We start from the raw sequence: 14,228 nt of genomic DNA, 5'->3' as shown, positions 1-14,228 counted from the left end.
GGAACGCGCCGAGCGGCAGAGCACGGCCCTGGAGGAGCTGCGGGTCGCGGCAGCCACCCGCACGCTCGCGCCCCAGACCGCGCCCACCAGTTGATCGCTCCCGCGACGTTCCCTCACCTGCCATGGCAGGTGAGGGAACGTCGCCACCCACGGGATCACACACCTCACGCGGACGGCAGCACACCGCAACCCCCTTGTACGGGCGCTGGGCTGCCTTCCGGTCAACGGCTTGACGAAGGAGCAACGGCATGGCGAGCGAACAGTCCGGCAGCACCGTACGACGCGACAAGTCCTTGGCGCTCCCGCTAGCGGAGCAGGCTGGCTGGGACGAGGTCGACGTGCGGGCGGTGGACACCGTGCGGCTGCTGGCGGCGGACGCGGTGCAGAAGGTCGGCAACGGCCACCCGGGAACGGCGATGAGTCTCGCGCCGCTGGCGTACCTGCTGTTCCAGAACGTCATGCGGCACGATCCGGATGACGACCGGTGGCTGGGCCGGGACCGGTTCGTGCTCTCCTGCGGGCACTCCAGTCTGACCCTGTACATCCAGCTCTACCTGGCCGGCTACGGCCTGGAGCTGTCCGACATCGAGGCGTACCGGACCTGGGGCTCGGCCACTCCCGGGCACCCGGAGCACCGCCACACCCGCGGGGTGGAGATCACCACCGGTCCGCTGGGCCAGGGCCTGGCCGGCGCGGTCGGCATGGCGTTGGCGGCCCGGCGCGAGCGCGGTCTGCTGGACCCCGACGCCGAGGCGGGCACGAGCCCCTTCGACCACCACGTCTACGTCATCGCCTCCGACGGCGACATCATGGAGGGCGTCACCGCCGAGGCCGCCTCCCTGGCCGGCCATCAGGAACTCGGCGACCTGACCGTCTTCTACGACTCCAACCACATCTCGATCGAGGACGACACCGACGTCTCCTTCAGCGAGGACGTCCCCGCCCGCTTCGCCGCCTACGGCTGGCACGTGCAGACCGTCGACTGGACCGGCACCGGCAGCTACGTGGAGGACGTCGACGCCCTGCTCGCCGCGACCGAGGTCGCCCGTGCGGAGACCGGCCGCCCGTCGCTGATCATGCTGCGGACCCTGATCGGCTGGCCGGCCCCGACCAAGCAGAACACCGGCAAGGCCCACGGCGCCGCGCTGGGCGAGGACGAGATCGCCGCCACCAAGCAACTGCTGGGCTTCGAGCCGCAGGCGCACTTCATCGTGGAGGACGAGGTCCTGGCCCGTACCCGGCAGGCAGCCGAACGCGGCCGCCGGGCCCACGCTCAGTGGAACGAGACGTTCGCGGCCTGGCAGAAGGCCCATCCGGAGCGCGCCGCGTTGCTGGACCGGCTGCAGAAGCAGGAACTGCCCGGCGGTTGGACGGACGCCCTGCCCGTCTTCCCCGCCGACGACAAGGGCATGGCCACCCGCGCTGCCTCCGGCAAGGTCCTCAGCGCGCTGGCGCCGGTCCTGCCAGAGCTGTGGGGAGGCTCGGCCGACCTGGCCGGCAGCAACAACACCACCATGGACGGCGAGCCGTCCTTCGTCCCGGCCGACCGCCAGACCAAGGAGTGGAAAGGCGGCCCCTACGGGCGAACCCTGCACTTCGGCATCCGGGAGCACGCCATGGGCGCGATCCTCAACGGCATCGCCCTGCAGAGCATGACCCGCCCCTACGGCGGCACGTTCCTGACCTTCTCCGACTACATGCGCCCCGCCGTGCGGCTGGCCGCGCTGATGAAGCTGCCGGCCACCTACATCTGGACCCACGACTCCATCGGCCTGGGCGAGGACGGCCCCACCCACCAGCCGGTCGAGCACCTGGCGGCGCTGCGCGCCATCCCGGGCCTGGACGTGGTCCGCCCCGCCGACGCGAACGAGACCACCGCCTGCTGGCGAACCGTCCTGGAACATACCGACCGGCCCGCGGCGCTGATCCTGTCCCGGCAGAACCTGCCGGTCCTGGACCGGGACAACGGCCGGTACGCCCCCGCGCGGGAGGCGGCCCGCGGCGGCTACGTCCTGGCGGAGGCGGGCGGGGACTCCACGACGTCCGCGCCGGACGTCATCCTGGTCGCGACCGGCTCCGAGGTACCGATCGCCCTGGACGCCCGCGACCTGCTGGCCGCCGACGGGGTCGCGGCGCGGGTGGTGTCGATGCCGTGCCGGGAGTGGTTCGCCGCGCAGCCCGCCGCGTACCAGGACGAGGTGCTGCCACCGGACGTACGGGCCCGGGTCAGCGTCGAGGCCGCGGTCGGACAGGGCTGGCGCGAGGTGGTCGGCGACGCCGGACGCATCGTCAGCCTGGAGCACTACGGCGCGTCCGCCGACTACCAGCGCCTCTACGCCGAGTTCGGCATCACCCCCGGCGCGGTCGCCGCCGCCGCCCGCGACAGTATCCACGACACCCAGCGGACGCCGCGACCCGGCGGCCACCAGCAGACCTCCACCCCCACCAGCGGTGGCACCGGCGACCGTTCCTAGTCATCCGGTCGACCGGTTGCGGGGTGGCGACCTGGTGGAGATCTCCCTCGCCGCCGTCCTGGGCCCGGCAGCGGTACACAGCCGCCGGCCGCCACCTCGCCCGCGCCCTGCGCCCGGCGTCCTCTCCACAGCAGCGCAGCAGCCACGCCGCGCCGGTGCCCACATCGGACCCGCCACCCGTGCGGGGACGTCCCCAACGGACTACTGCCGGACGAGGAATCATGAAGGTAAGCCGGGAGATGCGAAATACCTGCAGCGGGGCCTGATCCGCGCCGGTCTACCGGTACCAGTACGTCACGCCCCGATGATGAGAGCAGGTGCCGTCCTTCGCCGTCGCTCCGCGTGGGTGCGGGCTGTCGGCCTTGCACACCCCGGGGGTGTGCCGGGTGGTGCGTGACGCCGCGGCCGCGTTCGTCGCAGCCGCCACCGACGCCCGCATTGCCCCCCGCCACAACGAAAGCCGCCACCACGCCCTTCAACGCCGCTCGTAGGTTCCCCCGAGCCCGATCCCTAGTCCCTCGGAGTCCTGCGTGCGTTCCCGGCGATCGAGATCGACAGTCCGTCGGTCAGCCAGCGATGCGCCACCGTCATGTTCAGCACGCGTCCGCCGGTAGCGGTGCCGACCAGGGCCCAGTACCGCTCCAGCCGGGGGTCGAAGCCGGATGAGCGTGACACCAGCGTGTGCAGGTGTGCGCGGAAGGCGGGGGTGTCCGACTCCTGCCGGGCCCGTGCGTGGGCGGACACGAACGCGTCCACCGCGTCCCCGGCGCCGGGTGCCGACCCCTGGGCCATGGCGGCGGCCGTCAGGGCGGCGGCTTCGTCGATCTCCGCGTAGAAGGCCGGTCCGTCCCTCATCTCCTCGTCGTGGTCCTGGGTCCAGCGGGTGAAACTGGGTGTGGAGATGAGCAGGTGCAGTTCGGCGTAGGCCAGGGCCGTAGCTGGGGAGGGGTCCTGCGGCGGCGCGGGGGCCAGCATTGCGATCATGATGTCGAGCCGACGCCTGGGCATCGCCGCGGACAGCTCGCCATACCAGTGATCGGTGAGCGTGCGATGCGCCTCCGGGAGCCGCTGCACGCGGGACAGTATTTCCAGGCGCCGCAGCCGTTCCTCGCCCGGGCAGTCGTCCAGGGACTTGAGCGTGGCCTCGCGCCACCGCAGTTCGGTCAGTCGTTCCTGCACCTCTTCGAGTTCGGTGGCCACCAGTTCGCCGAGTGTGCACTCGCCCGTCACCACCTGCATGATGGTCGCGATCGGGGTGCCCAGCGCCCGCAGGCGTCTGATGAGCCGGACCCGCTCCCACGCCTCGGGGCCGTAGCGCCGGTGGCCACCGGAGCTGCGGACGGCCACCGGCAGCAGACCACTGTCGGAGTAGTAGCGAAGCGTCTTCACGGGGAGGCCTGTTCCGGCCGCCAATTCACCGATGCTCCACGTGTCTTGCGTCACAGCCCCTTGAACCTCCAGTGCGCGGGAGCTTCTAGCGTATGGAGCACTGACAACGCCGGTTCGCACCGTTGCCGTGTACCGGAGCCCGTTCCGGTCTGACCGGACCGGTGCGGCCGCGTACTGCCCGGGGCGGCGTCGTCCCATGCCGTCCCCGACCCGAGAACGGTGGGTGTGTATGTCCCCGACCATGACAGCATCGCGTCCATGCCGAAGAGCCGGACTCCGTGCGGTGCTCTTGGCCCATCTGTGCGCCGTGGCACTGCTCTCGGCCGTCGCCGTGCCCGCGGCCGGCTCAGGCCCCCCTTCCCCTGACTCCGCGGGACAGGACGGTGCCGTCGTACGGACCGACCAGGGCCGGGTACGCGGTCTCTCGCACGGCTCGTACACCACCTTCGACGGCATCCCCTACGCCGCGCCGCCGACCGGACCGCTGCGCTGGCGTGCCCCTGCGCCTCCTGCCGCGTGGCGGGGCATCCGGGACGCGACGAGGCCGGCCGAACGCTGTGTGCAGATGCCCACACCAGGTGCGGACGCGATCGTCGGCTCGGAGGACTGCCTCTACCTCGACGTCACGGCGCCGGCGACGAAGCCGGCCGGGAAGAAGCGGCCCGTGCTGGTGTGGCTGCACGGCGGCGCGTTCCTGGGCGGCTCCGGCAGCGACTACAGCGCTGAACGATTGGCCGTCCGGGGCGACGCGGTCGTCGTCACGGTCAACTACCGGTTGGGGATCTTCGGCTACTTCGGCCACTCCGCCTTGGGCGCTGCCCCGCCCTTCGGGCTGGCGGACCAGCAGGCCGCCCTGCGCTGGGTGCGGGCGAACGCCGCCCGTTTCGGCGGTGATCCGAGCAGAGTCACGCTGTTCGGGGAATCCGCGGGCGCCCTCAGTATCTGCGCACACCTCACCTCGCCGACCGCCGCCGGACTCTTCCAGCGGGCTGTGCTTCAGAGCGGTTCCTGCCTCACGTCCTTCCCGCGTGGCGCCCTCGGGCCCGGAACACCGGCGTACGAGCCGTTCGCCGCACAGGCCGACGTCCAGACGGCCGGTGCGGAAGCCGCCCGGCAACTGGGCTGCACGACGGGCGGCGGGGACGAGGTGCTGGCGTGTCTGCGCAGGCTGAGCACGGACCGTCTCGCCACCGCGCAGCTGATGCAGTCCTTCAATCGGCCCGCTTTCGACAACAGGCTGCTGCCCGTTGCACCCGGCCGTGCGCTGGCGTCGGGACGCTTCCACCGCGTGCCGGTCATGCTGGGCACCAACCACGACGAGATGCGGATGTTCGTCGGCCTGTCGCTCGCCGCGTTCCCGATCCTTACCGAGGCCGATTACCGCGCGCGTCTGACGGACGCCTTCGGACCTAAGGCTCCGGCCGTCGAGGCGCGGTACCCGGCGGCACACCATGCCTCTCCCGCACTGGCCTGGGCCGCGGTGCTGACCGACCGATCCTTCACGTGCACCACGCTGGCGGCCGACCGGGCCATCGCGGCGCATGCCCCCGGACTGCCCCTCTACGGCTACGAGTTCAACGATCCGGACGTTCCCGTCCTCGCCGGCCTGCCGGCGGACCCGGGCTTCCCCTACGGTGCGGCGCATGGCTTCGAGATGCCGTTCCTGTTCCCCTCCGTGCCCACCGAGCGGCCGCTGACCGACGGCCAGCGCGCCCTGTCGGACCGGATGGTCGGCTACTGGACGAACTTCGCGCGCACCGGCGACCCGAACACCCCCGACGCCCCGCAATGGCCCGCCCTGCGCCCGTCGTCACCCCACACGCCGTCGGTACTGTCGCTGGCTCCGGGACCGGACGGGATCCACCCGGTCGACGCGTATTCCGCACACGCATGCTCGTTCTGGGACCGTATGTCCCCGTGAGCCTCCCCGCTCCTCCCCACTCCTGCCCGGCTCCGGACGGCGAGCTGCCCGCTTGTCCGTCGTCCGGAGCCTGGTCGTCATGGAGCCCCTGCTGGGCAGGCTGCCCGGCGCTGAGGACTTCCTCACCGACGGGCCGCCGTGGCGGTTCGGCTTCCACTCCGCCGCACCCGGCCTCGCCCAGACCGTACTGGAGGGCCACGAGGCCGCCTACGTCGACTGGTCGTGGAGGCAGTTGCGCCAGGTGTGGTGGCAGGCGGCGCTCCGGCGAGACGTCAGAACTGCGTCCCGGGGGAGGGCATCCGGGTACCGGCACAACTGGACAGGTAGGTGGAATCAGCTCGGGCCGATCAGCTGGCGCCGCAACGTGCCGCGCTGGCTTGAAGGGTGGCTGCGACCGTCAGATCGCCGACTGCTCTCACTGGCCGAAGAACAACAGCAACTGCTCGCTCAGCTGTACGAGGGCTGTGGGTTGAGCCGGACTGCCAACTGGTTCCCTGCCATCCGGATGGTGTGTCGAGCCGCAGGTCCATCCACGGCGTCCCGGTGCGGTACTTGAGGGATCGCGTCGATCACCTGCCGGTGATCACGCCACCGCTCACCCCGCTTCGGAGTGCGGTCCGACGACACACATCAACCAACGATCAGATCATATGAAGGAAGCGGCCTGGCCGTTCGATGTACTTGGGTATCGGCTGCGGGCTCACAGTCCTCTGTTCTCGACCGGGCGGGGGTGGAAGCGCACGGACAGGTTGGCGGCACCGGGACGGGGTGACCGGGCGGCCGTGTTCGCCCGGAGGAGGATCTCCAGGATCACCAGCGGGGCGCTCGCATCGGTCGGCATCCAGTACGCCAGCCGATGAGGGTTCTGCTGCGCGAGCCGGTAGCTGCGCGAGCCGACGTCGTGGTTGCCGAGATTCTCCGGGAAGTCCTCGGCGTCCCAGGCGCCCTCCCAGGTCGGCTCCCCGAGGACGGCGGAGGCGGCTGTGACGTACAGGGGCCAGACGTGCGCGGCCTCCGCGAGCAGCGACGGGTTGTCCTCGACAGTTTCTGCCCCCGCTCCCCAGAGCCAATGGCTCACATCGGTCACCGGGGCCCAGCTGCCGCCCACGTTGTTGAGGGTGAGCGTGGCGCCGGTGTCCGTGCGCACTTGGAGTACGCGTTCGAAACTTGTCGGCACCCAGTCGAACTGGGCGGACCACATGTCCAGCCCCTGGCCCGGGTGGGGTGGCCCGGACCAGACGGTCGGCCAGTCCACGTCCCTCAGCCCGTGCAGCTCTGTGACCAGTTCCTGCGGCGTCCGGTGCTGCTGACTGCAAGTAGTTGCCATGATCAGTTCCTTGGGTTCTTCGTCGTCACAACAGCCAGCTCGGTCCGACGTTCTCGGGATCGATCGGTCCGTGGCAGGCGAGAGAGATCGTCGCACTGCTCGGATCTCATCCGGCCGCCGTATCCGCCGTGAGGTTTGCTTGAGCGTCTTTCGCGGCCGCTGGGCTCCAGCTCTCGGGCCCGGTGAAATCGGCGAGTAGGTATGTGTTTTCGGCGGGCGTCAGAGTTCCCTTGACGGCCATCATGAGCTCGTCGCCGTGCAGCGTAGGCAAGCCGAACCTCGACCTGTCGATGCTCGCCGACCAAGGGATACGAACACCAGCTGGGGCCGTCGGCGGGGTCCTCCGACGGTGCCGGTCACGGTTGGGATCTTGTCGAGCGGTGGCAGGAGCTGTGGGTGACGTTGTTGCGGTTTCCGCCGGTCAGGGACCCCGTGAGCGGGATGTTCTGGCCGTCGGTGATGACGTGGTGCTTGCTGCCCGGCCGTGCGCGGTCGACCGGGCTGGGTCCCCTTTTGGGCCCCGGCGTGCGACGAGTCGATCACCGCCCTCGACCAGTCGAGCCGTTTCTCGACCGCGGCCTCTCCAACAGCGGCACGTGCAGCTGGTCCCATACGCCGGCGTCGTTCCAGACCGCGAGGCGCCGCCAGCAGGTCATGCCGGAGCCGAAGCCCAGCTCCTGAGGCAGGTACTCCCACTGGATGCCGGTCCGGCACCCGTGGCCGGCCCTCGACCTGCTTCGGCCCCGGCTCCGGCAGCAACGGCTCGATGAGCGACCACAGTTCGTCCGACACGATCCACGGCCGCGACTGACGCTTCCCCACACCCCGACCAACGAGCAGACAAGCGGATGGTTAATTGATCAACAACTTCTGCGTGCCTGTCCCCTATCCCCTGTGGCGCTCTTCTGCCGACGCCGTCCGGCCCATGTAGCGTCAGCGCCAGAGGGGTGAGATGCACTTCGACGAGAATGAACCGCTGTCTGTTCGAGAGGAACGCTTCGCTGCAGAACGAGCTGAAAGCAGAGCCGTACGCAAGGCTGCGTTGCTCGATTCGCGGGGAGCCCACATCGGTGCGGCCATTGCGACCATCGCCCTGGCCCTCCTCGGCTGGTACGGCATGCTGGTCGCTCTGGGCGTCATCAGCGGAGTCTTCCTGCTCTGGTTCGCCGCAGCTCTCCTATGGGCATACACCGACGGCGACCGTGGCAGGCACGCACTCCAGCGTGCTTACAACGTCACCTTCGGATGGGGCGACGGCTTCTGAGCACCAACCCCAGACCACGGGCGGGTAGGCTTCCAACTTCTGCGCAAGCGCGTCCTGCTGGCATGACGGAGGGCCGCCGCTCAGGGACGACGAGCCAGAGTCTGCGACGCGAACAAGGCCAATGGGGGTCAGGCGTCGGCGCATTCGTCGATGACGGCGCAGGCGAAGCGGATGCCGCCCGGGTAGGTGAAGATGCCGTCATCGTCGTTCATGCGGGGCGCGTCTTGGAACCGCTGCCGCCACGGGCCACCCGGACCTGATGGGTATATGTACCCCGGACTCCAAGCGCTGAGCGCGGTGAACGGTGCTGCTGAGGTCGTCACCACCTGCAATCAGGCTGGTGACTGCACCCACAGGCAGGTCCCTGCCTACGCAGCCGCATCGGTGGGAGCTCCGCCCAGCTCTGGGAGCAGCTCAGGCATCCCCTCCACCAGCACCACGACGCCGACGACCTCACCGGCCCCGGAACGGCCGACCCACACCGGGTAGGTACCGTCTCCGGTCGTCGCGAAGGACATGAGCTCGCCGCCGGAAGCCTCGTCCCAGGTGCGCTGCATGAACATGGAACCGTCGTCGACGTCCTCGTACCCGTCCAGGTCCGGCTCCCCCCGGATCAGCCCCCGCTCGAAGAGCGCGAGAAGCGGATCCCAGGACCCGGCGTCGGCGAAGCAGCCGGTGGCACCGTCGGTGTCGAAGCCGGCTATCTGCTGCTCGATGAACAGCCGGGGATCGTCGTCCGGACCGAGGGCCATCTCCCAGGCCACTGCGGGGGTCTCGCTGACGAGCAGGCGCACGGCCGTGGTTTCCGTGGTCGTGACCTCGGCGTCCCGCCACTCGCACTGGTAGCTGAAGCGGACCCGCGCCTCGTCGAGTACGTACTCCCCGGGCGGGACAGGGACCGTAATGCGCGGCCCGTCACCGTGATCGATGTCCGGGCCGGAGACGGCCAGCAGCCCGCTGGGTATGCGCAGTGTGCCGACCCGGCGCGGCTCCACGACGGTCATCTCGGGATGGTAGCCGTCGGTCACGCGCACTCCGGGCCGGAACAACTCGCTGATCGGCCCGGGTTGCGCGGGACGCGGCGGACGCCAGCACGTAGCGGGGGCGCGTCCGTCACCCGACTCGGCCACCTCGGCCACCTTGAAGGCCGGCAGCTCAACGAGCCCGTGCACCTGGGCCGAGAGCAGCGGCCACTCCCCGAAGGCGGGGCGATCCAGCCAGCGCTCGTCGTCCCGGAGTCCGGGCAAGGTGACGTAGGAGCCCCCGCCCTGCCCCCGCCGCTCCTCCGTCCGTCGACCTCCTCCGTCAGGGAAGAGGTCCACGGTGATGCGCGGGCACGCCTCGTCGAACTCCGCCATCTCAGGGTCTGTGTAGTACCAGCCGACGGAGTATCGGCGCAGCAGCCGCGACGGGTCGTCCAGCAGCCGCAGGTCCAGATCGTAGGTGCGGCGACCTTGGGCGTCGTAGACCCACAGCCCGACGTAGTGGTCCCGCCAGGACACCAGGCGGACTTCCAGCGGGGCCTTCCGGCCCGGCTCCCGGTACACCACCACGTACGGAAGCCCGGCGGCATCCCGCTGCCGGGCCTCCTCGGCGGACATCGGCCGCCATGGCGCACAAGCCTGCAGGTCCCACGCCTGCGCGTACCCCACCTCGACGACCATTGCCGCTCCTCTTCCTGCAACCTGCATTGGTTCTGTGCTGAGCTGCAAGGTAGCCGCTGCCTGTGACAACGGCCCTGCTGACTCAGACGCAGGCACCTGATGACTTCCGAACTCATCGACATTGATCAAGCGACGGGTGACGCGGTGACTTCAGAAGCCGTCGCTGAGCGACTCCCGTTTTCGGGCTCTGGTCCACTTCTCGTGGTGCGGTCACACGCTGCTCGCTCTCGGGCCGTCCGCTGGGATGATCGCCTCATGCTTCGAGCTGGGGGGCTGGGCCTGTCATGCGTAAGTGGTCTCCGGAGGTGCTGGAGGTCCTGGAGGCTTCTGGATGGATGGCGGGCAGGCGGGTCGACACGACCGGCTGGCGATCCCGGTTCGAAGCGGTCGGGATCGTCATGCATGACGCCGCCGAGCAGTTTCTCCAGGAGTTCGGAGGGCTGATCGTGAGCGTCGACGGCCCTGGAATCAACCGCGCCCGGGAACCATTCGAGCTGGACCCGGAGCTGGCGTGGGGAGAGGATGACCGTTTCTCCGAGTGGAGCGACTCGTTGGGGATACGACTCTTCCCCCTCGGCGAGTTCGATCACGGCCGATTCTTTCTCGGTATCGATGACGACAGTGAGATCTACCTTGTCGAGACCTGGGTCGCCAACTTGGGGCCAATGCCGCACGCCCTCGAAAAGCTGATCCTCGGCGTGATGCCCCGCAGGATTGATCACGATCAGTCGGATCAGGGCTGCTGACATGGTCATTTGGCGAGCAGGACGCGCTTGCGCAGGAGCTTGAATCCTGCGCGGACGAACAGATGGCGCTTGAGCATCTTGATCTGGTTGCTGTGGCCCTCGGTGACACCGGAGTTCCACGGACTGGGAGAGTCGGCGACGACGGCGTCAAGGTGGCGTTCGAGCTGCTGGGCGAGCCGGCTGAGACTGGGCAGGCCGGTAGCTGCGCTGGCTGATTCGATCCTCTCTGGCAGTTGGTCGCCTTGCAGGTCGGTGACCATGTGAGTGAAGGTCCGCACGTGCTTGGCAAGGACGTCCGGCTCGGGACAGTTGGCCAGCGAGGCCTTGAAGGTCGCTCTCGACCTCCTCGGCTTCCCCGACACTCCCGGCGTCCGGCTGACCGCCACCGACGTCGCCGTCCTGAAGGACTTCAGCTTTCCTGTCGCGCGGATCACCGCAAGGACCTCTGACACCACACCTTCCGAACGCACCGTGCCAAGTGGCCGCGCCCGGAAGGACCGGCTCGTCAAGCCGGGGGGGGGGAAGGATCGCCGACCGCACAGCTGGACCGAAGCTGTAGAAGGACGGACGGCCGGTGCATCTGCGTCGTTGCCCGGACAGGCTCCGGACACCACTTGGTGTGCGGCCTGGCGCTGATCTTGATCAGCGTGGATGATCAGCGGGCGAGTTCGCGAGGTGCGGGCGAGCTCAGGCGATGGGGAGGGGCCCATGGAATGGGTCGTTGGAAGTGGCATGGTTCTGGGCCTGCTGGCGGTCACCCTGGGCATGGCGTCGATGCGCACCGGCTGGACACTGCCCTGGGTGCGCCGTCGTGTCACCCGCCCTCGCGTCTACGGGCTCGGAGCTCTGCTGGTGGGCGCGCCCTGCGTGATCCAGGGGTTGTTCTACTTCCACGTCGTGCCCAGCCCGTCCTGGGAGTTCCGCTTCTTCGGCACGAACGCCCTCATGTTCTCCGGTCTCCTCCTCATGGGAGTCAGCCAGATGCGGCAGTCGCGCCGTAGGAGCGTCTGAGCAGCCCGGACGGGTTGACGTTACGCATCCGAGCTGACACCTCGTGGAGCCGCAGGTCAGCGGCTGCCCGGGAGCCCGGCGTGCGCTGCGGGGGCCGGCTGTCGGCCGGTGATTCAGGCCGGGGCACGCGGCTCATGGCGGGCGGCCCGCGACCGGGAGGGCTGGGGGCACGCTCCGGAGGGGTTCGACGCCGCACAGACGGCCGGCTGCTGCTGCGCTTTCGGCAGGGCACCGGCATGGCGGTGCGGACAGGCCCTGTCGCGGGCATCTGGCGCAGGGGCGCGCCCCGATGGCCGCTCCCGCAGCTCTGGGGTCGCGTTCGCCCGGGCAGCGTCCGTGTCCACCAGGACGGCACCGTCCGCCGTAGGCAGCGGCTGTTGCCGGACTGGCGCCGAGCGATGCCTCATCTGACCGCGGTGAGTGTCGCGTAGACCACGAGGTTGCCCTGGTATCCGGTGTGCTTGGCGTAGCCCCCGCCGCAGGTGATCACCCGCAGTTCGGCGCGCTCGGAGATGCCGTACACCTTCTCGCTCGGGAAGCGTTGCTTGTCGTAGACCTCGAGGGCGTCGATGGTGAATACGGCTGTGCGCCGGTCCGCCCGGTCGATCTCGATGGTGTTGCCCTTGGTCAGGGCGCCGAGCTCGTAGAAGACGCCCGGGCTGCCGGTGGGCAGGTCCACGTGGCCCGCGGTGACGGCTGTCCCGGCAGATCCTGGTGCCGTGCCCTCGCTGTACCAGCCGGCGCGGTTGGGGTCGTCGGCGGGCGGGGGTTCGAGCGCCCCCGATGAGTCGAGGTGAAGCTTGGTGACGGGGGCGTTCACGTGGATGGCGGGGATCCGGAGCCAGAGGGGTTCCGCGGGCGGGAGTGGCGACACGGCGGGGCCGGCCGGGGCGGCGGTGCGGTGGACCGAGGCACCTGGCAGCGGCGAGAGTGCCTGGCGGGCGGAAGGCTGTGGTGGCTGCTCGTCGTGTACCGCGCCGGCCAACAGTACGGTCCCCGCCACGAGCGTCCAGGCCAAAGACCTGGCCGAAGGGATGAACGGGGATGAGGAAGAGTCGGTGGTACGTCTGGAGGCCATCGCGGTGGGTTCTTTGCCTGCAGCGGGGGAGAGGGGAGGCGATCGGTTCCCGCCGGCTTCCGGGACCCGGGAGGTCTCGGGAGCCGGCCGGGTGGAGCCAGCCGGGGGAGCCGGTGGGGCAGAGGCAGTCAGATTCGGTTCGAGCGGCGGCGCATCCTCACCAGACCCCCTGCAGCGGCTGCGGTGACCAGCGCCGCGCCCAGGGCGAGCTGCGGGACTTCCCTTCCTGTGTCTCCGAAACCGGCCTCGACGGCACCGTCAGGCCGGCGGGTCGGGAGCTGGTACGAGTCCGTGATCCTGGTCCGCGGCGGGCATTTGACGGTTACGGTGTCGGTACCGGCCGAAGATCCTTCCGGCACGGTGAACTCGCCGGTGAGCACGCCCTTGCTCTCGCCTTCGAACAGGTGGAACGCCCCTGCCACCTCGGACTCGCCCTTGCCGTAGGTCACGTCCGCACCGCATGCGGTGGTGCTGACGGTGACCGTGGAGCCGTGGGAGGTCTGCTGCGGGCGAATGTCGAGACTTGAGTCACCGGCGGCCGCGGCGACCGGAATCTGAAGAGCCAGGAAACCGGCCACCAGGCCGATGCTGAAGCCAGCACGTGTACTGCCCACAAGAACCCCTCCAGCGGAGAATTGTTCGTTCTGTTCCGTCAAGTCTGGATTGTGCATCACTGCTGAGGCAACCGACGCTGTGTCACCTCCGCAACATGACGGATCGGCACAAGTCTCGCCCGGACAGGCGTATCGATTGCCTGAAAACGGGCATTCACGCAGGTCAGGGAAGTGGGAGCCGGAGGGGTGGGGGACTCGCCGCAGGTCGGCAATCAGGCTAGTGACAGGCGGGGCAGGTCCTCTGACGGTTCGGCTGGCTGCCGTGTGGGTGGGGTGAGGTCCGGGGGGTGGCGGGAGGGCGGTGGCGGGCTGGTGCACGCGGACGATGTGATCCAGGCCTGCCTGGTGGCGGCCGCGGGTCCTCGAGGAAGCGGTCTTCGTGCTGCCGCCGCATGGTGGCGGCACGCAGTGAGATACGGACAGGGCGGCGGTCTCACCCCGCAGGGTCAGCTGCGCGGGAGTGGGTGCGCATGCTGGTCATCGGTGGCTTTGCGCAGGGTGAGAGGAACACAGTGATCGCGAAGGAACTGCGAGTCAGCCTCCGGTCGGTGGGACGGTGGCGCCGGTCATGGCGCGAGGGAGGAAGACAAGCCCTGCGCCATTCGGGGCCGGCCAAGCGGCCGAAGGTCGGCGACCAGCGCCGTACTAGGCGCTGTTTCTCGGATCATGTGCGGAGCCAGATGATGAGTGCTGCGAGGGTGACTGTGCCGAGGTAGGTGTAGGCCCGTTTGTCGTAGCGC

12 protein-coding genes and 2 pseudogenes are annotated in these 14,228 nt (G+C 69.6%); 7 read left to right on the top strand and 7 right to left on the bottom strand.

Features of this window, described 5'->3' with window-relative positions:
• Positions 1 to 248 precede the first annotated feature (248 nt).
• Positions 249 to 2,474 (top strand): transketolase, encoded by a 2,226-nt coding sequence (gene tkt / locus J2X68_RS38945; protein ID WP_310437349.1) that lies wholly within the window; start codon positions 249 to 251, stop codon positions 2,472 to 2,474.
• Between the two features lie 510 nt (positions 2,475 to 2,984).
• On the opposite strand, the gene J2X68_RS38940 is transcribed toward tkt, so the two are convergent.
• A complete protein-coding gene (locus J2X68_RS38940) occupies positions 2,985 to 4,061 on the bottom strand; it encodes a MerR family transcriptional regulator (RefSeq protein WP_310437348.1) in 1,077 nt (358 codons plus the stop codon).
• A gap of 109 nt (positions 4,062 to 4,170) precedes the next feature.
• Between J2X68_RS38940 and J2X68_RS38935 the strand changes: the two genes are divergently transcribed.
• Positions 4,171 to 5,784: a carboxylesterase family protein gene (locus tag J2X68_RS38935; protein WP_310437347.1), complete on the top strand. Its 1,614-nt coding sequence runs from the start codon at positions 4,171 to 4,173 to the stop codon at positions 5,782 to 5,784.
• 49 nt (positions 5,785 to 5,833) lie between these two features.
• Positions 5,834 to 6,004 (top strand): annotated as a pseudogene (locus tag J2X68_RS38930) (alpha/beta hydrolase); the annotation flags it as partial.
• A gap of 480 nt (positions 6,005 to 6,484) precedes the next feature.
• On the opposite strand, the gene J2X68_RS38925 reads toward J2X68_RS38930, so the two are convergent.
• Positions 6,485 to 7,111: a hypothetical protein gene (locus J2X68_RS38925; RefSeq protein WP_310437346.1), complete on the bottom strand. Its 627-nt coding sequence runs from the start codon at positions 7,109 to 7,111 to the stop codon at positions 6,485 to 6,487.
• Between the two features lie 300 nt (positions 7,112 to 7,411).
• A pseudogene (locus J2X68_RS38920) lies at positions 7,412 to 7,933 on the bottom strand (transposase); the annotation flags it as partial.
• Positions 7,934 to 8,063: 130 nt separating this feature from the next.
• Between J2X68_RS38920 and J2X68_RS38915 the strand changes: the two are divergent.
• Complete coding sequence (locus tag J2X68_RS38915; protein WP_310437345.1) at positions 8,064 to 8,375, top strand: hypothetical protein; 312 nt, start codon at positions 8,064 to 8,066, stop codon at positions 8,373 to 8,375.
• Between the two features lie 368 nt (positions 8,376 to 8,743).
• On the opposite strand, the gene J2X68_RS38910 is transcribed toward J2X68_RS38915, so the two are convergent.
• Complete coding sequence (locus tag J2X68_RS38910) at positions 8,744 to 10,039, bottom strand: DUF4241 domain-containing protein (RefSeq protein ID WP_310437344.1); 1,296 nt, start codon at positions 10,037 to 10,039, stop codon at positions 8,744 to 8,746.
• A 305-nt stretch (positions 10,040 to 10,344) separates the two neighbouring features.
• Between J2X68_RS38910 and J2X68_RS38905 the strand changes: the two genes are divergently transcribed.
• Entirely contained in the window at positions 10,345 to 10,785 is a 441-nt protein-coding gene (locus J2X68_RS38905) for an SUKH-3 domain-containing protein (protein ID WP_310437343.1), read from the top strand.
• 5 nt (positions 10,786 to 10,790) lie between these two features.
• Here J2X68_RS38905 and J2X68_RS38900 read toward each other — a convergent pair whose 3' ends face one another.
• Positions 10,791 to 11,237 carry a hypothetical protein gene (locus tag J2X68_RS38900; protein WP_310437364.1) on the bottom strand — a complete coding sequence of 149 codons (447 nt, stop codon included), beginning with the start codon at positions 11,235 to 11,237 and terminating at the stop codon, positions 10,791 to 10,793.
• 256 nt (positions 11,238 to 11,493) lie between these two features.
• On the opposite strand from J2X68_RS38900, the gene J2X68_RS38895 reads away from it, so the two are divergent.
• On the top strand, positions 11,494 to 11,796 hold the full coding sequence (locus J2X68_RS38895) for a hypothetical protein (RefSeq protein ID WP_310437342.1): 303 nt from the start codon (positions 11,494 to 11,496) through the stop codon (positions 11,794 to 11,796).
• Positions 11,797 to 12,199: 403 nt separating this feature from the next.
• Here J2X68_RS38895 and J2X68_RS38890 read toward each other — a convergent pair whose 3' ends face one another.
• Positions 12,200 to 12,874, bottom strand: a complete 675-nt coding sequence (locus J2X68_RS38890; RefSeq protein ID WP_310437341.1) for a class F sortase — start codon at positions 12,872 to 12,874, stop codon at positions 12,200 to 12,202.
• 128 nt (positions 12,875 to 13,002) lie between these two features.
• Positions 13,003 to 13,530, bottom strand: a complete 528-nt coding sequence (locus tag J2X68_RS38885; protein ID WP_310437340.1) for a sortase — start codon at positions 13,528 to 13,530, stop codon at positions 13,003 to 13,005.
• Between the two features lie 350 nt (positions 13,531 to 13,880).
• Between J2X68_RS38885 and J2X68_RS38880 the strand changes: the two genes are divergently transcribed.
• Positions 13,881 to 14,204 carry a helix-turn-helix domain-containing protein gene (locus J2X68_RS38880; RefSeq protein WP_310437339.1) on the top strand — a complete coding sequence of 108 codons (324 nt, stop codon included), beginning with the start codon at positions 13,881 to 13,883 and terminating at the stop codon, positions 14,202 to 14,204.
• Positions 14,205 to 14,228: the final 24 nt, after the last annotated feature.

It is taken from the genome of Streptomyces sp. 3330, assembly GCF_031456635.1.
Classification (GTDB): domain Bacteria; phylum Actinomycetota; class Actinomycetes; order Streptomycetales; family Streptomycetaceae; genus Streptomyces.
This window is presented reverse-complemented; position numbering and strand designations above follow the sequence as displayed.

What these genes read in the sequence shown, in the direction of transcription:
- J2X68_RS38895 (WP_310437342.1), top strand. Translation starts at nt 11,494, where the DNA reads ATGGAATGGGTCGTTGGAAGTGGCATGGTTCTGGGCCTGCTGGCGGTC.
- J2X68_RS38890 (WP_310437341.1), bottom strand. Translation starts at nt 12,874, where the DNA reads ATGGCCTCCAGACGTACCACCGACTCTTCCTCATCCCCGTTCATCCCT.
- J2X68_RS38940 (WP_310437348.1), bottom strand. Translation starts at nt 4,061, where the DNA reads ATGGGACGACGCCGCCCCGGGCAGTACGCGGCCGCACCGGTCCGGTCA.
- J2X68_RS38915 (WP_310437345.1), top strand. Translation starts at nt 8,064, where the DNA reads ATGCACTTCGACGAGAATGAACCGCTGTCTGTTCGAGAGGAACGCTTC.
- tkt (WP_310437349.1), top strand. Translation starts at nt 249, where the DNA reads ATGGCGAGCGAACAGTCCGGCAGCACCGTACGACGCGACAAGTCCTTG.
- J2X68_RS38910 (WP_310437344.1), bottom strand. Translation starts at nt 10,039, where the DNA reads ATGGTCGTCGAGGTGGGGTACGCGCAGGCGTGGGACCTGCAGGCTTGT.
- J2X68_RS38925 (WP_310437346.1), bottom strand. Translation starts at nt 7,111, where the DNA reads ATGGCAACTACTTGCAGTCAGCAGCACCGGACGCCGCAGGAACTGGTC.
- J2X68_RS38880 (WP_310437339.1), top strand. Translation starts at nt 13,881, where the DNA reads ATGGTGGCGGCACGCAGTGAGATACGGACAGGGCGGCGGTCTCACCCC.